At 33.9% G+C, this 17,884-nt stretch carries 18 protein-coding genes; 16 read left to right on the forward strand and 2 right to left on the reverse strand.

What is annotated here, in order from left to right:
* Nucleotides 1–5 precede the first annotated feature (5 nt).
* Together AC3RVG_RS01745 and AC3RVG_RS01750 are read right to left on the reverse strand one after the other, a co-directional pair.
* Nucleotides 6–686: a LytR/AlgR family response regulator transcription factor gene (locus tag AC3RVG_RS01745; protein WP_489689705.1), complete on the reverse strand. Its 681-nt coding sequence runs from the start codon at nt 684–686 to the stop codon at nt 6–8.
* Nucleotides 679–1,686, reverse strand: coding sequence for a sensor histidine kinase (locus tag AC3RVG_RS01750; protein ID WP_489689706.1), 1,008 nt, complete (start codon nt 1,684–1,686; stop codon nt 679–681). Before AC3RVG_RS01750 ends, AC3RVG_RS01745 begins: the two co-directional genes overlap by 8 nt.
* Nucleotides 1,687–1,874: 188 nt before the next feature.
* On the opposite strand from AC3RVG_RS01750, the gene AC3RVG_RS01755 reads away from it, so the two are divergent.
* From AC3RVG_RS01755 to AC3RVG_RS01830, 16 genes are all read left to right on the forward strand, one after another.
* Nucleotides 1,875–4,175 carry a CotH kinase family protein gene (locus tag AC3RVG_RS01755; RefSeq protein WP_489689707.1) on the forward strand — a complete coding sequence of 767 codons (2,301 nt, stop codon included), beginning with the start codon at nt 1,875–1,877 and terminating at the stop codon, nt 4,173–4,175.
* Between the two features lie 297 nt (nt 4,176–4,472).
* Nucleotides 4,473–4,751 carry an EF-hand domain-containing protein gene (locus AC3RVG_RS01760; RefSeq protein WP_489689708.1) on the forward strand — a complete coding sequence of 93 codons (279 nt, stop codon included), beginning with the start codon at nt 4,473–4,475 and terminating at the stop codon, nt 4,749–4,751.
* A gap of 103 nt (nt 4,752–4,854) precedes the next feature.
* Nucleotides 4,855–5,604: a hypothetical protein gene (locus tag AC3RVG_RS01765; protein WP_489689709.1), complete on the forward strand. Its 750-nt coding sequence runs from the start codon at nt 4,855–4,857 to the stop codon at nt 5,602–5,604.
* A gap of 65 nt (nt 5,605–5,669) precedes the next feature.
* A complete protein-coding gene (locus AC3RVG_RS01770) occupies nt 5,670–6,713 on the forward strand; it encodes a YHYH protein (RefSeq protein ID WP_489689710.1) in 1,044 nt (347 codons plus the stop codon).
* 12 nt (nt 6,714–6,725) lie between these two features.
* Nucleotides 6,726–7,358: a DUF6702 family protein gene (locus AC3RVG_RS01775; protein WP_489689711.1), complete on the forward strand. Its 633-nt coding sequence runs from the start codon at nt 6,726–6,728 to the stop codon at nt 7,356–7,358.
* 237 nt (nt 7,359–7,595) lie between these two features.
* A complete protein-coding gene (locus AC3RVG_RS01780; RefSeq protein ID WP_489689712.1) occupies nt 7,596–8,342 on the forward strand; it encodes a YHYH protein in 747 nt (248 codons plus the stop codon).
* Between the two features lie 9 nt (nt 8,343–8,351).
* Nucleotides 8,352–8,978, forward strand: a complete 627-nt coding sequence (locus AC3RVG_RS01785) for a toxin-antitoxin system YwqK family antitoxin (protein WP_489689713.1) — start codon at nt 8,352–8,354, stop codon at nt 8,976–8,978.
* Nucleotides 8,947–9,642, forward strand: coding sequence for an SCO family protein (locus AC3RVG_RS01790; protein WP_489689714.1), 696 nt, complete (start codon nt 8,947–8,949; stop codon nt 9,640–9,642). The genes AC3RVG_RS01785 and AC3RVG_RS01790 overlap by 32 nt, the downstream gene beginning before the upstream one ends.
* Before the next feature lie 245 nt (nt 9,643–9,887).
* Nucleotides 9,888–11,216, forward strand: coding sequence for a TolC family protein (locus AC3RVG_RS01795; RefSeq protein WP_489689715.1), 1,329 nt, complete (start codon nt 9,888–9,890; stop codon nt 11,214–11,216).
* 11 nt (nt 11,217–11,227) lie between these two features.
* A complete protein-coding gene (locus AC3RVG_RS01800) occupies nt 11,228–12,469 on the forward strand; it encodes an efflux RND transporter periplasmic adaptor subunit (RefSeq protein WP_489689716.1) in 1,242 nt (413 codons plus the stop codon).
* 4 nt (nt 12,470–12,473) lie between these two features.
* On the forward strand, nt 12,474–13,217 hold the full coding sequence (locus AC3RVG_RS01805) for an ABC transporter ATP-binding protein (RefSeq protein WP_489689717.1): 744 nt from the start codon (nt 12,474–12,476) through the stop codon (nt 13,215–13,217).
* A gap of 2 nt (nt 13,218–13,219) precedes the next feature.
* Nucleotides 13,220–14,440, forward strand: a complete 1,221-nt coding sequence (locus AC3RVG_RS01810) for an ABC transporter permease (protein ID WP_489689718.1) — start codon at nt 13,220–13,222, stop codon at nt 14,438–14,440.
* A gap of 7 nt (nt 14,441–14,447) precedes the next feature.
* Complete coding sequence (locus tag AC3RVG_RS01815) at nt 14,448–15,485, forward strand: sensor histidine kinase (protein WP_489689719.1); 1,038 nt, start codon at nt 14,448–14,450, stop codon at nt 15,483–15,485.
* Between the two features lie 3 nt (nt 15,486–15,488).
* A complete protein-coding gene (locus AC3RVG_RS01820) occupies nt 15,489–16,256 on the forward strand; it encodes a LytR/AlgR family response regulator transcription factor (RefSeq protein ID WP_489689720.1) in 768 nt (255 codons plus the stop codon).
* A gap of 169 nt (nt 16,257–16,425) precedes the next feature.
* Nucleotides 16,426–17,037 carry a DUF6515 family protein gene (locus AC3RVG_RS01825; RefSeq protein WP_489689721.1) on the forward strand — a complete coding sequence of 204 codons (612 nt, stop codon included), beginning with the start codon at nt 16,426–16,428 and terminating at the stop codon, nt 17,035–17,037.
* Between the two features lie 2 nt (nt 17,038–17,039).
* Nucleotides 17,040–17,807: a hypothetical protein gene (locus tag AC3RVG_RS01830; RefSeq protein WP_489689722.1), complete on the forward strand. Its 768-nt coding sequence runs from the start codon at nt 17,040–17,042 to the stop codon at nt 17,805–17,807.
* Nucleotides 17,808–17,884 lie beyond the last annotated feature (77 nt).

Genomic DNA, 17,884 nt, shown 5'->3' on the forward strand with positions numbered 1-17,884 from the left:
GCCAATTAATTATTGAACAAATCTTTTTTAACAGCGTTATAATAACTGTCGCTCACAGGAATTTTTTCGTCTGTAAGTAAAAGCTCTCTATTTTTTAAACCTGTTACTTTTTCTTTATTCACAATATAAGATCTGTGAACTCTTAAAAATGTATTTGGCAATAAGGATTCCAACTTTCCCAGTGATTGGTTTGCCATTATTTTCTTCCCACTTTCAAGATGATAATTTACATATTCACTATCACTTTCTATATAAATAATATCTTGATACAGCACCTTATGAAGGTCGTAGCCAGATTTTATAACAATGAAATTTTCTTCACTTCCTTCTTGTTTCGGGAATCTTTCTACTGCACTCAAAAATCTTTTGAAGGCTATAGGTTTCACCAAATAATCTAGGGCGTTTAGTTCAAATCCTTTTAAGGCGTATTCCGAATAAGCTGTTGTAAAAATGATGCGCGTGTCCGTTGTATTTATGAGTTCGGCAAATTCAGTGCCTTTTATATCGGGCATCTGTATATCCAAAAACAACAGGTCAATCTTAGAAGACTTTAATAGCGTTAGTGCTTCTAGTGGGTTTTCAAAGGTTGCAACACATTCCAAAAAATCTACTTTTTGGATATAGGTTTTTATTAGCTCTCTGGCCAATTCTTCATCATCTACAACTACACATTTTATTTTATGCATCTGGGTAAAGTTTTAAAAGGACCTTAAAAGTAGCGCCATTTTCAATATCTAAATCATGCTGGTTTGGATAACTTATCTCTAAACGCTTTTTAGCATTTTGCAATCCAATACCACTGCTTTTATCTTTACTGATCTTTTCTTTCGGCAAACTATTTTCAACACTAAAAATCACTTTATTGTTTACAGATTGTAATTTAATAGCTACAAAAGAGTCGCCTCTTTTTTCAATTCCGCTGTGTTTAAAAGCATTTTCAATAAAGATAATAAAAAGCATAGGTGCAACCGCTATTGAAGTGTTTTCCACTTCATTTATAAAAGATATATTGAAGGGTTTACTGCTTCGCAACTTAAATAATTCGATGAAGTTTTCAATATAATGTATTTCTTTTTCTATTGGCACTTTCGGTCTTTCACAGTCATATATTACGTAACGCAACATTTCTGAAAGTGAATGTATGCTTTCTGGCGTTTTTTCTGAATTTGAAATAGAAAGCGCATAAATATTATTCAGAGAATTAAATAGAAAATGTGGATTAATCTGCATTTTAAGAAATTTAAGCTCGCTTTCTGCGAGTGCCGCTGTCTGTTTAGCGATGGCTTCTTCCTTCTTTTGTGCAAAGAGAAAGGTTTCTGCCAATACACTTAAAATATAACTCACCGAAATTAGTAGCAATTGAATTAAAAAAGCTGAAGGCGGAGTAGGTCCATTGGGGCCAGGAGGTCCTATTCGTCGGGGTGGTTTCATAGCTAATTCAGAAGAGAGATAGGCACTCACAACTATAAACGCTATTGAAACAAATAGAAAAATTACATACTTCTTTTTAAATAATAATTTTGGTGCTACAAAGTAGGATGCCGCTAATATTGCAAAAACTTGGAATCCAAAGGCACTTGAATTTCTAATTAGAAATTGGGCGGTATTCTGTTGGTTTAGGCTCATTATAAACCATACCAAAGCCCATAATAATATTTGGACTATAATGTGAAATCTAATTTTCATTCCACAAATAAAACACAAATTTTTTCATTCTGTTTCAATTTAACCTGTTTTGGGAGGGGAGATAAGTACGATTGACCTTCACCAAAAGGGCATTCGCTTAAAACTTTGACCGTTTCGCTTAAAACATAAAATCAATAAAGTCGATAATGGCACCTTTGCTACAGAAATTCAATTAATAATAAAGAAACATGAAGCTAAAAAGACTTAAAATAAACCAATTATGGACACTTGCTTTAAGTGTGCTTTTGACCATTGTAGCAAGTGAGAAATCATTTTCGCAAGATTTTTATGATATCAACACCATACAGACTATTGAAATTGTGTTTGCACAATCTAACTGGGATGAGCTTTTAGATATTGAAATGGCAGGCGATAATAATTACACCCAAGCTGAATCTGTTACCATTAACGGAGAACTTTTTGAAACAGTAGGCGTGAAATATAAAGGGAATAGTTCTTATAACCCCAATTATACCAAGAATCCTTTTCATATAGAATTGGATACTTATATAGATCAGGATTACCAAGGTTATAAAGATATCAAGTTGGCAAACGTAATTTTTGATCCGTCATTTGTTCGTGAAACGATTTCATACAATATTGCTGGGCAGTATATGGATGCGCCAAAAGCAAATTACACTAACGTGTATGTAAACGGAACATTGATTGGTTTGTACACAAATACCGAGGCAATTACCAAAACATTTGTGGACAACAGGTTTGGTTCCAAAACAAATGCTTTTTTTAGCTGTAGCCCTCCAGATGGAGCTGGTCCAGGATCGAATGCTTATCCTAACTTGGAATATTTAGGAACTAACAGCAGCAGCTATGAGGATGCTTATGAAATTAAATCTGATGGTACCGACGATTGGGATGAGTTAATTGAATTAACAAACATCCTTAACAACGATGTTACAAACATTGAGACTGTTCTTGATGTTGACAGAGCTTTATGGATGCTAGCTTTTGATAATGTTATTGTAAATATTGACAGCTATATTGGGCAGTTTAAGCAAAACTATTATTTGTATCAAACCGACTCTGGAGTATTTAATTCAGTGGTTTGGGATTTAAATATGTCTTTTGGAACCTTCAATATGACAGGAGAAGGACAACCATTAAACTCTACTACACAAAAGGCACAAGTGAGCCATTTATTGCATTTAAATAGTTCTCAATTTCCATTGATTTCAAAATTATTGGCAGTTCCACGTTACAAAAAAATGTACTTAGCCCATTACAAAACTATTTTAACGGAAAATATTACCACATCAAATTACTTGACTTTGGCTAATGACTACCAAAACCTTATTTCTGCCGCAGTACAAGCAGACAATAATAAGTTTTACACCTACGCACAATTTGTTGGGAATATTAATACAGATTATAATCTTGGCCAGAATACAGCGCCGGGTATCGCTAACTTAATGAACGCACGCGGAAGCTACTTGTCTGCATTATCAGATTTTACGGTTACTCAGCCTACAATTTCGAACGTAACTCCTTCAAGCAATGACCCCGAAGTTGGCGATGCTGTTACATTTACTGCTACTGTAATTAATAGAAATGCAGTGTTTTTTGGTTATAGAACAGACGAAAATGCACCCTTCACAAAAATTGAAATGTTTGATGACGGTGTCCATAACGATGGCGCGGCGGGTGATAATGTTTACGGAATAGATTTAACGATAACCAATGACTACACACATTACTACGTTTACGCAGAAAATACGAACATAGGCGCATTTTCACCAGCACGGGCACAACACGAATATTATACGCTTAACGCATCATATATTCCATTATCTGTTGGCGATTTAGTGATAAATGAATTAATGGCCGATAATGAAACAATTATAACAGATCAAGATGGAGAATACGAAGATTGGATAGAACTTTACAATAACACAAATACAACTTTAAGCCTTGATGGCTTATATTTATCTGACGATCCATCAGATTTATTACAGTGGGAATTTCCTGATGGACTTACTTTAGCTCCCAATAGTTATTTAATAGTTTGGTGCGATAAAGATTTAGATCAAGATGGATTACACGCAGATATAAAATTCTCTGCTGGCGGTGAAAGTGCTATTCTATCTTATGCAGATGGAACCATTATCGAGAATATTGAATTTGGCCAACAGGAAACAGATTTGAGCTATTCAAGAATACCAAACGGTACTGGCGACTTCGTTATTAAGCGACCAACTTTTGGAGAAGATAATGAATCCATTTTAGCTGTTAATTCTTTTGATACCGAACAGTATTTGAATTATTTCCCAAATCCAACAAAATCCATCTTAAATATAGCCAATTCTGATGGCGGTATTACCTCAGTAAAAGTGGTTGCAGTTACAGGACAATTGTTGTTTTCAGAAACCTATAATGACTCGTCAACAATACAAGTAGATTTTTCAAATTTCGCAAAAGGAACTTATTTTGTTTCCGTAAATAATAGTGCCGTTATTAAGATACTTAAAGATTAATCCCTAATCTCTTTTTTGATATCAATAATGGTTGATGAAAGCTCCGCGATTTGTTTCGCGGAGTTTTTTTTTGTCACTCAATAAGCAATCAAGAATAGCGGTTTCATTGCTGATTACACGAAAGCGATCACGGGATTTTAATGAAATAACCCTATGTTTTAATAGCTCCGTAAGACCTTAACAGACTATAAACATCCACTGACTGAATAGCAGGGCTAGTTCGCTTAAAACCCATTTTTTGCAAGAATCTATGCTCTACCTTTGAGGTCATAAGTATGAATTTAAAACAAATATATTATGAAAAAGATAGTTTTTACAGCAGTAGTAATGTGCTTCGGAATTACACTTTCAAACGCACAGTCAAAAGGAGATAAACAACAAAAACCGCCAACATTTAGCGAACTGATGGAAAAGATGGACGCAAATGACGACGGTAAACTTGCTAAGGATGAAGTAAAAGGTCCTTTGAAAGATAGCTTTAGTAAGATTGATACAGATGAAGACGGCTTTATTTCAGAAGCGGAATTTAAAAAAGCTCCGAAACCAGAAGCAAGAGAGCGAAAAAAGAATAGATAATAATTTTGGTTGGTTAATTAGCAGTGTTAATGAAAGCTTCGTAGTTCCTTGCGAAGCTTTTTTTTAACCAAAAATTTAAAACGAAAGCACAAAACCATACGCGATGAGGCTATTCAGAAACATTAGAAGAAAATTAGTTGATTCAGGGAAGGTTAAAAATTACCTCTTGTATGCATTTGGTGAAATTCTACTAATTACGATCGGGATATTAATTGCGTGGAAGATCAGCAATCTAAACGAAATTAGAAAGAACAGAATAGTTGAGGTAAAAATATATGAGAGTCTATACGAAGAGTTACGTACAAACCTTAATGTTTTAGACAGTGCCATTGTTAGATACGACACTAGTGTGCTAGCAATGCAAAGCTCTCTTCACTCTGTTGGATTACAGCCAGACCAATTAACACAGGAAGCAAAGGATATAATTGTGGAGGTAAAATTTAGCGATTCCAATTTGAGAGACGATGCGCTGAATTCAATTAACAATACAAACAAATTTGAATTTCTAGAAAATGAAACTTTGAAAGAATTAATTGCTAGCTATCCAAATGAAATAAGCGTATTCAAAAATCAAGAAATGAAGATTAAGAATATCGTAGCCAATCGCTTGCAGCCAGTTATCGAAAAACACATTTCGTTAATAGATATGCTTCCAGAAAAGAATATAAAATACTCTCAAATTAAAACATTCGGACAACAATCAAATTATGCCGAATTACTGAATAGCAGAGAATATCAAAACAGTGTTATTGACAGATTATTACAAACTGAAATTCAATTAACGCTAGCGAAAAAACTTCGTAAAAAAACAGAATCATTAGCTATTAAATTGAAGCCTGAAATAAGGAGTTAATTCAACTTCAAGCTGAAAAAAGTTATTAGATAAAACGCAAATATTATTCACTAAATATTAAAATTATGAAAACTATGTTTCACGAATTCAAAAACAAATATTTACCTATTACTAAATTGAAAATTTCAAAATTATCTTTTGTAGGGTTAGCCATCCTTTCTATGGGATTGCTAAGTTGTAATTCCTGTTCAAGCGATGATACCGCCGCTGAAACAGAAACTGATTTAGGAATGGTTGTAAATGTTGAAAAAAGCAATTTCACATCAGGTTCTGTAACAATAACTACAGTTCCTTGTACACTATCTGATGGTACAGTTACTGAATGCTATCAAATTGTTACGAGCAGCACACCTTCAGATCACCAAATGGGGCCTTGGTGTCCACAAAACATAACCGATAGTGCGGAAGCTGGTGGTCTATGGATGGAAGGCGGAGAAGTATATGATGTAGATGGAGCTTTCATTGCAAATATGGCAACTTTTTATAACGACAATAATTGGTTAATGTATGATGCCAATGGAGATGTGTATGTTACCGAAACCGAAGAAGATTGTATAAACGCTGCAAATCCAGACGTGGGCGAAGAATATGAAAACTTTTGTGTAGAATGCTTACCTGCATATATAACAGATTTAACGCAAACCTTTTTAATACCTATAACACCTGTGCTTCAAAGCAATTCCGTGCTTTTTGCAACAGGCCCAGGAGGTCCAGGTGGCCCAGGAAGTGATGCTCCATCAACGCGTGGTATAGCGCTTAATGGTATAGAATTTTCCGCACCAGCGCCTACAGATATGATTCTTGCTGCTTACACATTAGCCCCTGTTGATGATGCTGGTGGACACATTAATGTACATCAAGGTTATCACTATCACGCCGCAACAGGATTTGGCACCCAAGTAGCTCAAACAGATGGACACGCAGCCTTGATAGGCTATGCATTAGACGGTCTGGGAATATATGAATTAGAAGATGCAGCCGGAAATTCAGCCACAGATTTGGATGAATTACGTGGCCATTCCGATGAAACTCGCGGATACCATTATCACGTAGATAAAGCAGGAAACAACAATTTTATAAATGGTTTAAAAGGCGCTTACGTAAACTAAATAATAGAAATTATGAAAAAATTTATCACTTTAATACTAGCTGGATTGTTTTCTATGGCAAGTTTTGCGCATAATCCCGATGTTTCAACCACAATGTTGGTTGAGAAAGAAAATAATGTTTGGGTGTTGCAAATAAGTGCCTCATTAACGGCATTTCAGCAAGAAATACGAACCCATTTTTCTGAAACACCGTATAAAACTCCGGAAGAGTTTCAGCAAATGGTACTAGAACACATAAAGAACAATCTTAAAATAAACTTCAATGGAGAAGAAGCCGTAACATTTAGTAAAGGGCTTGTAAAACTAGGGCACGAAACCAACGTTGTTTTTGAAGTAACTGGAATTCCAACTTCAATACATTCGGTAGAAATTAAAAACACTTCATTTAAAGATATACACCATAGTCAGGGTGCTGTAGTATTATTAAAAGATGGTTTCGAAAAAAAGCATTTTATCTTAAATAATACGAATGATTATTTCGTGGCTCTGCAAGTAAATAATAATGAGTTTACGCAAGTAGTGGAACAAAACGCAAATCTATTTTCTTCAATAATGGTGGCTTCATTATTAGGTATTATAGGGATTGGGTTTTTAATAATAAACATCTTTAAACGCCGAAAAATGCGGCTTTTAGAAGTTCGTTAATTTCAACTTACTGAACAAAACCCTTAATTCACTGAAATATTATGGGTATCCGTTGAATAGAAAATTTTGGTGTTTATATGGTGCTTACATTTGATGCTATATAGAAAAATATAAAATTATGAAACTAGCAAAACCATTATCGATTAACAACCATTTCGTTTCGGCGGGGTCTGGTTTTTCGGCAAATGAACCTAAAACAAAACCTTTACACATATTTAATAATTCAAAATAAAAACTATGAAAAATTCACTTAAAATTTTCGCCTTAGCAACAATCGCAACTTCTGCTTTTATGGCTTGTTCAAGCGATGATTCAACCACAGAAGAAGTAGAAGACGAAGAAGTTGTAACAGTATTACACGCAGCCTTTGCGGCATTTAATTCAGAAGCAACCACAATTTATTTAGATGGAACTAAGGTGGTTATAGAAACTACAGGATTGCCAAATCACGAAACAGTGTATTGGGGAGAGGGCCATCCATTATATAGAGAAGAGCCCGATGTTCAAGTAACCCCATCCATTATGTCCAGCAACAATAATGCAACGACTATAACTGTGGATGCTACTCCTAATTTAACTGGCGCTACGGTGGCTACTCAATTAAATACTATTGGAATTGCCGTAAGTGGTGCTTCAATTTTTAACGATCAGGAAGGTGGTGGGCCTTTAGATCAGGCAGCTGCAAGTTTAGATTGGACTGGAGCACACATTGGCCCAGGCGTATACCATTATCATTTAGAGCCAAAAGCTTTTACAGATGATGATGACAAATTAGCTGGAATCTTGCTTGACGGCGTATTTTTATACGGAAGAAAATGTAACGCCACAGGTACTTATCCAACCGACTTGGATGCCTCAGGTGGGCACACAACTACTACACAATATACTTTAGGTGAACAAGAATATCACTATCATATTATAAATGAATTATATTCTAATACAGGTTCATATTTAGCATTCGCAGGGCCTTACCAAGGATATTAATACTAAACAATGAAAACTCTTTTTTTTATACCTCTCGTATTTTCTCTTTTTACTAATTGTACTAACAATTTAGTGAATACTTCAGAACTTGTTGAGACTGTTCCTTCTAAAAATGTTCTTATTATTGAAGATGTTGAGGTACTAAAAAAGGAGTTAATTTTAAATCAAATAGAAGGAAAATGGTACTACAAGAGCAAACCATTTTCCGGCTATTCGATTAGCTATTATGCAAACGATACTTTATCAGAAAGACTTGGTTTTATTAATGGCAAAAGAGAGGGTATTGCAAGAAAGTGGTCAGAACAAGGAATACTTCGTGTAGAATCTTATTATAAGAATAACCGTTTAGATAGCATTTATAAAACTTGGTGGGATAATGAAGCATTATCGTCACAATCAAATTATATAGATGGTATTAAGCAAGGTATTGAAGAAGAATGGTACCCCACGGGACAAATAGCTAAACAGCGATATCTTATAGATGGGCAAGAGCAGGGATTGCAGAAAGCTTGGTTGCTAAACGGAACCTTATATGTTAATTATGAAGCCAAAAACGGACGCATTTTTGGGATGCGGAAAGCTAATTCATGTTATAAACTAAAAAATGAAGTTGTTATTAAAGATAAAAAAATATAGCTCTTTTTTAATTTTAATGCTGGTATTTTTAAGTACGAGCTGTAAAAATGAGCAAAAAAAGGAAGATATCATAATTGTTGAAACCAGCAGAGTGGATCACTTACCCTATTATAACGATGAATCGTTTACGCCAAATTGGTTAACTCCCGGTTCTCCAGAAGAAAAGAGTTTTCATAAAATATTAGATTTCAAATTGATCAATCAATTAGGCGATACGGTTACTCAAAAAACTTTTGAAGATAAAATTTATGTTACAGATTTCTTTTTTACAAATTGTCCAGGTATTTGTCCGCAGTTGGCGGAAAGTATGATTCAGTTACAAGATAAATTTAAAGAGGATGATGACGTACTTCTGCTTTCACATTCGGTAATGCCATCTACAGATACGGTAGCGGTTTTAAAAGAGTATGCTGAAAACCATGATGCGATAGCTAATAAATGGCATCTTGTAACTGGTGATAAAAATGAAATTTATTCACTCGGCAGAAATCAATATTTTGTTGAAAATGATTTTGGAGTTACAAAAAGTATAGATGATTTTCTACATACCGAAAACTTTTTGCTTATTGATAAAAACAAGCATATTAGAGGAATTTATAATGGTTTAAATAGAGCTTCGATTGCGCAATTGGTTACAGATATCAAAACGTTGAAAACTGAGTAAATCATAGCTACAATAACCTCTGTTATTGCAAAAAAAAACTTAGAAGGGACCATCAATAAAAGATGGTTCCTTTTTTTGTGAAATTAAGTCTATAGTGGTGTAATGAAACATATCAGCTAAAAACGAAAAATTCTCATCGATAAAATAACGTCTTTTATATAGGCAATTCCCTCAAACATCTATTACAGTTTAATAAGGTAGTATATAGTTTCACCTTTGAAGTGTTAATTAAAAACACTCATAAAATGAAACCATTCCTAATCATAGCAAGTTTCTTACTAGTGCAATTTTCTTTCGCACAAGAAGCTACTAATGCTTCAAAAAAAATATGGTCTTTGGAAGATTGTATAACCTACGCGTTAGAAAATAACATTACGGTTAAAGACGCTGCATTAAATACAAATAGTGCAGAAGTAGATTATAGCAAGGCTAAATCCTCAAGATTGCCCAATTTGTTTGGTAGCGCTTCCCAAAATTTTTCTAATGGAAATTCAATAGATCCTATTACAAGTAGCTATGTAACAGACCAGATACATAGTACAAATGTTGGGATTAACAGCAATATGACTCTATTTCAAGGAAACCAAATCACCAATCAAATTAAGCAAAATGAAATTCGATTACAACAAAGTGTTTTTCAAGAGGAAGTAGCGAAAAATGACATCGTGCTAAACATTTTAGAGACCTATTTACAAACTTTATACAGTAAAGAAAGCATCACTATTGCTGAAAATAATTTAGAAGTTTCAGAAAAAGAAGTATTAAGGGCTAAAGCTCGTTTAGACGCCGGAACAATTGCATTGAGTGATTATACAGAAGCGCAAAGTCAAGCCGCGACTAACAAATACAATGTAATTGCAGCTAAAAATAATTACGAACAATACATAATTGTTCTAAAACAATTATTAGAGCTCCAACCTCTTGACACTTTAGAAATTGAAACCATAGATGAAAATATGGATTTAATAAACCTAGAACTTAATAAAAACGAGGTTTATAACAATGCTTTGGGGTTTTTACCAGAGCTTAAAGCGAGTAGTCTAAATGTTGCTGCAAACGAAAAGGAATTAGATATAGCAAAAGGCGGTTATTTACCAGTGCTATCATTAACTGGAAGCATTGGTTCAGGATATACAAGTATTAACGATAATACTTTTACAGATCAGTTTGATGTTAATTTTAATCAAAGATTGGGCTTGTCTTTAAGCATCCCCATTTTCAATAGAAATCAAACCAAAGCTGCCGTCCAAACTGCAACTATAAATATTGATAAAGCGGAGATACAAAAGCAAGCCACTGAAAAGGAAGTCTATAAAAAAGTAGAAACAGCTTACCAAAATGCATTATCCGCCCAAGAGCAAGTAATTGCTGCGGAGTCTTCAAAAGCAGCAGCAGAACAATCGTACAAGCTCGCGCAAAAAAAGTATGAGTTGGGAAGTTTAAGCACTACAGATTTAGTGATTAGCCAAAATACTTATACCAATACCCAACAAAACTATTTGCAGGCCAAATACCTAAATATTCTATACCATCAATTATTACAATTTTATCAAGGAAACGACATTAAACTTTAATCAATACAATCATGAAAAATAAAAAGAAATTTATAATAGGAGGCTTTATACTGGTTGTTCTTGCCGTTGTAGGATACAGCTTTTTAAATAGCGGAGATGCCGTTGTTATAGAAGCAAAAACAGTCGCAGCAAAAAAAGGGAGCGTAACCACTATGGTTACGGCAACAGGAACCATTCAACCTATAACCCAAGTAGAGGTTGGAACACAAGTTTCTGGTGTAGTCGAAAAAATATATGTGGATTATAACAGTGTGGTTACCGAAGGACAACTGATTGCCGAATTAGACAAAACTAATCTGTTAGCTACGTTATCGCAGGCACAAGCTGTTTATGATAATGCTGTAAATCAAAAGAACTACACCAAAACTATTTATGACCGTCAAAAAACATTATACGACAGTCAAGTAATAAGTAAGTCTGATTTTGATGATGCAAACTTCAATTATGAAACTGCAAAAAGCACAGTGACTCAACGTTTGTCTGATTTACAAAAAGCGAGAACCAATTTAAGTTATGCCGATATCTATTCGCCAATTGATGGTGTGGTATTATCGAGAGCCATTGACGAAGGTCAAACTGTAGCCGCAAGTTTAAGCACACCAACCTTGTTTACAATTGCTCAAGACTTAAAAGAAATGCAGGTAGAAGCTGATGTTGATGAAGCAGACATAGGAGAGGTAAAAGAAGGGCAACGTGTTAGTTTTACTGTTGATGCTTATTTAGGAGAAGAATTTGAAGGCGTTGTTACACAAGTACGATTAAACCCAACGGTAACCTCAAATGTGGTAACCTATACGGTAGTGGTTAAAGCAGATAACCCAGATTTAAAATTAAAACCAGGCTTAACAGCAATCATTTCAATCTACACTTTGGAATTAAATGATGTATTAACTGCCGAAGCCAAAGCCATTAACTTTAAACCAACACGTCTAGAGTTAACAGCTTATAATGAACAACACAATCTTACGGCACAACAAACAAATGAAAGATCAACAGAAAGATCAACAGAAAGACCAACATATGAAGACAAAGGTAGCGTTGTGTGGGTTTACAGTAGCAATGGAGAAATAAAATCTCAAAAAGTCACTTTGGGTGCAAGCGATGGTGTTAACGTTCAAATTTTAGAAGGAATTTCTGAAGGTGACAAATTAGTATATAGCTTAGAAGGCGTAAGTGCTTCTGGAACAAAAACAACAGATAAAAGCGAAAATCCATTTATGCCATCAACCACAAGAGGTGGAGGAAAAAGATAATACTATGAGCAAAGCAATTATAAAAATAGAAGATTTAAAACGCGAATTTACCATGGGATCCGAAACGGTACGCGCGTTAAAAGGTATTTCGTTTGATATAAAAGAAGGCGAGTTTGTAACCATTATGGGTTCATCTGGTTCTGGAAAAAGTACTATGTTGAATATTTTGGGTTGTTTAGACCAACCTACATCTGGCAACTTTGAAATTGATGGTGTTAAGGTTAAAGACCTTACTAAAAATCAGTTAGCAACCATACGTAATGAAAAAATCGGATTTATTTTTCAATCCTATAATTTATTGGCAAGAACATCTGCTATCGAAAATGTAGAATTACCGCTATTATATAATAGTAAAGTTTCCACAGAAGAACGCAGAAAACGTGCTATTGAAGCTTTGCAAAAAGTAGGCTTGGGCGAAAGATTAGACCATACACCTTCACAACTTTCTGGAGGGCAACAACAACGTGTTGCCATTGCACGGTCATTAGTTAATAATCCTGTTATGTTACTTGCCGATGAAGCAACAGGAAACTTGGACACACGAACTGCCTATGAAATTATGTCCATTTTTCAAGAGTTAAACGAACAAGGTATTACTATCGCTTTTGTAACACACGAAGAAGATATTGCAACATTTAGTAGTAGAACCATTGTTTTAAAAGATGGAAATATCATTCAAGATTACAAAAATGAAAATGTACAATCGGCAAAAGTAGAGTTAGCAAAATTACCTAAACAAGACGATTAATTATGAGACTATTAAATTTATTTAAAATCGCTTTTAAAGCCATCGTTCTTAATAAAATGAGAACTTTACTAACTATGTTAGGCATCATTATAGGTGTGGCATCGGTAATTGCAATGCTCGCTATTGGTGAAGGCTCTAAAGAAAGTATTCGCGAAAACATTTCAAGTATGGGCTCTAATATTATTACTATTAGACCTGCTTCTGCTTCAAGTAGTGGTGTTCGCGCAAGTGCAGATGAGATGCAAACACTTACCCTTAAAGATTATGAAGCCGTTAAAGATCAAGCCACCTTTTTAAGTTATGCAACACCATTGGTTACTGGTAAAGGACAAGTTATAAATGGTTCTAACAACTGGCCATCAAATATATATGGCGTAAATCCAGATTATCTCAAAATTAAAGTAGTCGATTTGCAAAGTGGTAGTATGTTTACAGATGCCGAAGTACAAACGGCTTCTAAAGTGGCACTTATTGGGCAAACGGTCGTGGACAACGTGTTTCCTGATGGGCAAGATCCTATTGGACAGATGATTCGTTTTAATAATATTCCATTTACAGTGATTGGTGTATTAGAAGTAAAAGGAGAAAACACCTTTGGTCAAGACCAAGATGATGTGGTTATTGCACCATATACAACCGTACAAAAACGTATTTTGGCTATTGATTATATCAGTCAAATTATGGCTTCGGCAATAAGTGAAGACGATGCGCCAAATGCTGTTACTGAAGTCTCAGAAATTATGAGAATTCAACATCAAATATCTCATCCAAGTAAGGACGATTTTAGTGTACAGTCTATGGAAGAGCTTATTTCTACTTTTAGTTCTACAAGTGAGATGTTAACTTTATTATTAGTGGCAGTTGCTAGTATTTCGTTATTAATTGGAGGTATTGGAATTATGAATATTATGTACGTTTCAGTAAAAGAACGGACCAAAGAAATTGGATTAAGAATGGCTGTAGGAGCAAAAGGAGCTGATATTTTAATGCAATTTTTAATAGAAGCTATTTTAATTAGTGTAACTGGTGGTGCTTTAGGCGTCCTTTTAGGACTCACTTCTACGGTATTTATTGAGAAATTCTTAAATTGGCCTACAAGTGTGGCATTGTATTCTATTGTTATATCGTTTGCTGTATGTGCCGTAACAGGCATCTTTTTTGGATGGTATCCTGCAAGAAAAGCATCGGCCTTAGATCCTATAACCGCTTTGCGTTATGAATAAATTAATAATGGAAAAAAACAAAAAAATAACCCTCTTTTCGCATTTCCTTGTTTGGTTAGTACTCTTTAGCATGCCGTACTTTTTGTCTTACGGACAAGAGCAGGAAATTAACCGTTTATTTGTTCACTATTGGATTCCATTATTGTTTTCGGCAGTACTATTTTATCTTAATTATTTTGTGCTGATAGATACGTTTTTATTTCAAAAAAAAATGCTTGCATTTATACTAATAAATGCTGCAATTATTGTTCTTTTTTTAATGCTAAAAGACTTTATAGAAACTTCATATTTTGCCGAATTCATTGAAAAACGTACTAATCGAGATACTAGTAATGGTCCCCCTTTTAAAATATTTCTTTATGTTCAGACCCTATCATATTTGGCACCATTATTATTTTCTATAGCTGTAAAAAGCACCAAACGCTGGGTAAAAACAGAGGCAGAACGCAAGGAAGCTGCTAATTTTAAACTACAATCAGAATTACAACATTTGCATTACCAGTTGCAGCCACATTTCTTTTTTAATTCATTGAATAACATTTATGCATTAGTAGATATTTCGCCAGAGCAAGCTAAAACCTCTATCCATAGTTTAAGTAAACTGATGCGTTATATGTTATATGAAACCAATGTTGAAACAATCCCTTTAACTAAAGAAATCGATTTCATGAAAAAGTATATCGATTTGATGAAATTGCGTGTTTCAGATAAAACGGTGATAAATTATAATTTTCCTTCAGAAGAAACAGGTATTAAAATTGCACCTTTATTATTCATATCATTAATTGAAAATGCCTTTAAACACGGGGTTTCTGCAAGTAAAGAAAGTACAATTCAAATAAATATGAATTACGTAAAGAAAACAGTAGTGTTTACTATTGAAAACGATAATTTTCCTAAAAAAACAGACGATAAAAGTGGTTCTGGAATTGGACTTCCTAATAATAAAAAACGTCTGAAATTATTATACCCAGAAAAATATAATTTTAAAACGATAGTAGAAAACAATCGTTATATAGCGCATTTAGAAATTGAAACCACATAAGTTATGAGTAACCTAAAGATAAGTTGTGTTATAGTAGATGATGAGCCAATGGCATTAAATCTAGTTGAAAGCTATGTAAATAAAACACCTTTTTTGGTGCTTAAAAAGAAGTGTAGTAGCGCTATAGAAGCTATGGAGTTTATAAAATCCGAAACCGTCGATTTACTATTTCTAGACATTCAAATGCCAGATTTAACAGGGATTGAATTTTCAAAAATGCTTCCCAAAGAAACGAGGGTAATTTTCACAACAGCTTTTGATCAATATGCTTTAGAAGGTTTTAAAGTTGAAGCCTTAGATTATCTTTTAAAACCTTTTGATTATGCTGAATTTCTTGCCGCAGCTAACAAAGCTCATACTTGGTTTGAATTGACAAAAGGGAAGAAGCAAGCTACCATTTCTGCCCGCGTGTCGAACGAAGCTTTAGCGGAGGTACAAGAAAAAGATTTTCTATTTGTAAAATCTGAATACAAACAATTGCGTATTAAACTAGCCGATGTATTGTATTTTGAAGGCCTTAAGGATTATATTAAAATTTGGTTGAAGGATAATCCGAAACCTATTTTAACGTTAATGAGCCTAAAGTCATTAGAAGAAGAACTTCCCGAAGCTCATTTTATGCGTGTACATCGTTCTTTTATTGTTTCCTTAAAAAATGTGGAAACCATTGAGCGTAGCCAAATCATAATCAATAAGCAGCGCATTACAGTCTCAGAACAATACAAACCTAAATTCTTGGAGTTTGTAAATAATAATTCGCTTGATTCTTAAGCTACATTTTTTCAAATCTATAAAATCACGGTATTTGTAGATACAATCTAGGAGATCTTCTATATTCATTTTTTCGCCATAATAATCGAATTACTTTTAAACTATCAATGCTAATAAACGTATTCTGTTTTTAGCGAAAAGAGTTTTCAATTATTAAAATTTAGAAATTATGAAAGCATTCATTAAAACATTTGTATTGCCATCATTATTTATAATGGCATTTACCGCACAGGTTACTTCCCAAACAAATAGAAGTTCAGCCACAATTAATAAAACGACACAAACAACCGATAGAACATCAAAAACAACTACTAAAAATACAATAAATAGTAGGGTGTCGAGTACCAAAGTAACTTATAAAACACCGCAGAAAAAAGTAGTTTCTGTTAGAAATGTTCCAAACAAAACCGTCGTAAAATATAGTGGCCAAAACTATTATTACGCTAATAATAAGTATTACACGCAATCTAGAGGACGTTATATACCAATTGCGCCCAAGGTAGGCTTTAAAGTAAAACAGATACCAACTAATTACAAAAGGGTACGCTATAATACCTATGATTATTATAATGTTCAAGGTATTTTTTATGTCTATACAAATAATGTATATGAAGTGGTAGACCCTGAGGTGGGAACCATTGTCTATGAACTTCCAGAAGATTATGAAAAAGTAACAATAGACGGTCAAAATTATTATGAATACGCCAATATTCTATATGAAAAAGTTCAAATAGATGGAACTAGAGCGTATGAAGTTGTTGGTATTATAGAAATGAATTAATTATGAAAAAAACAGTAATAATATTAGCCTTGCTTTGCAGTGTATTTTCTTTAAGTGCAAAAAATTCAAAAACTACAATTGTATCTGATACCATAAGCATTGATAATGAAAATGTAGTGTTCAAAGTATTTCAAGACAAAACAAACCTGCATATTAATATAAGTACAACAGATAATGACATTATACAATCGATGCTTCGTTTAGGGCTAACGGTATATTTTGATGTTAAAGGAAAAAAGAATGAAGATGTTTTTTTAAAATATCCGCTTGAATCTGTTAAACCAAGTTTTAATAAAGAGGAAGCTCCTTCTACAAACGGTGAATCCTGGGAAGATGAGGTTAAATTGAAACAGAATATAGCCACACGTGTTGAAAGCGATTTACCTAAAGAGGCATTATATAATTATTACGAATCGCAAGAGCGGTTTAATATTTTTTTAAATTCCTTAGATGTTTCACTTTCTTATAATTACAATGTTGAAAAAGGTCTATTTGAATATCGGTTAAAAATACCTAAGAATAGAATAAATGCAAACGTAAAAGAAGACTTCTCAAAATTGGTTATTGGAGTAAAAACTGGCCAAATGGAAGATGCAAGACCGAAAGGCGATAGTAGTTCAAAAGGGTCTGGATCAAAGTCGAGAGGCGGTGGACAACGATCAGGAGGCAGAGGAGGAAGAGGTGGACAAAATAATGGTGAAAGAACCCAAGGGCAAAGTATACAGCAAAATTTAAAGACAATTGATTTTTGGTTCGATGCATCTCGGTAAGAATATTCTCCATCTATTGAGAATGTACATTCCTCGATAAAATCCAGCTAACCGTCTATTTCAGATAGTTGATAAAA

This window comes from Aequorivita sp. IT1282 (assembly GCF_058068205.1).

Bases quoted from the DNA above. Each gene is read 5' to 3' on its own strand.
- AC3RVG_RS01820 (WP_489689720.1), top strand. From the start codon at position 15,489: ATGAGTAACCTAAAGATAAGTTGTGTTATAGTAGATGATGAGCCAATG.
- AC3RVG_RS01795 (WP_489689715.1), top strand. From the start codon at position 9,888: ATGAAACCATTCCTAATCATAGCAAGTTTCTTACTAGTGCAATTTTCT.
- AC3RVG_RS01750 (WP_489689706.1), bottom strand. From the start codon at position 1,686: ATGAAAATTAGATTTCACATTATAGTCCAAATATTATTATGGGCTTTG.
- AC3RVG_RS01800 (WP_489689716.1), top strand. From the start codon at position 11,228: ATGAAAAATAAAAAGAAATTTATAATAGGAGGCTTTATACTGGTTGTT.
- AC3RVG_RS01745 (WP_489689705.1), bottom strand. From the start codon at position 686: ATGCATAAAATAAAATGTGTAGTTGTAGATGATGAAGAATTGGCCAGA.
- AC3RVG_RS01830 (WP_489689722.1), top strand. From the start codon at position 17,040: ATGAAAAAAACAGTAATAATATTAGCCTTGCTTTGCAGTGTATTTTCT.
- AC3RVG_RS01785 (WP_489689713.1), top strand. From the start codon at position 8,352: ATGAAAACTCTTTTTTTTATACCTCTCGTATTTTCTCTTTTTACTAAT.
- AC3RVG_RS01770 (WP_489689710.1), top strand. From the start codon at position 5,670: ATGAAAACTATGTTTCACGAATTCAAAAACAAATATTTACCTATTACT.
- AC3RVG_RS01765 (WP_489689709.1), top strand. From the start codon at position 4,855: ATGAGGCTATTCAGAAACATTAGAAGAAAATTAGTTGATTCAGGGAAG.
- AC3RVG_RS01805 (WP_489689717.1), top strand. From the start codon at position 12,474: ATGAGCAAAGCAATTATAAAAATAGAAGATTTAAAACGCGAATTTACC.
- AC3RVG_RS01760 (WP_489689708.1), top strand. From the start codon at position 4,473: ATGAAAAAGATAGTTTTTACAGCAGTAGTAATGTGCTTCGGAATTACA.
- AC3RVG_RS01815 (WP_489689719.1), top strand. From the start codon at position 14,448: ATGGAAAAAAACAAAAAAATAACCCTCTTTTCGCATTTCCTTGTTTGG.
- AC3RVG_RS01755 (WP_489689707.1), top strand. From the start codon at position 1,875: ATGAAGCTAAAAAGACTTAAAATAAACCAATTATGGACACTTGCTTTA.
- AC3RVG_RS01790 (WP_489689714.1), top strand. From the start codon at position 8,947: ATGAAGTTGTTATTAAAGATAAAAAAATATAGCTCTTTTTTAATTTTA.
- AC3RVG_RS01780 (WP_489689712.1), top strand. From the start codon at position 7,596: ATGAAAAATTCACTTAAAATTTTCGCCTTAGCAACAATCGCAACTTCT.
- AC3RVG_RS01810 (WP_489689718.1), top strand. From the start codon at position 13,220: ATGAGACTATTAAATTTATTTAAAATCGCTTTTAAAGCCATCGTTCTT.
- AC3RVG_RS01825 (WP_489689721.1), top strand. From the start codon at position 16,426: ATGAAAGCATTCATTAAAACATTTGTATTGCCATCATTATTTATAATG.
- AC3RVG_RS01775 (WP_489689711.1), top strand. From the start codon at position 6,726: ATGAAAAAATTTATCACTTTAATACTAGCTGGATTGTTTTCTATGGCA.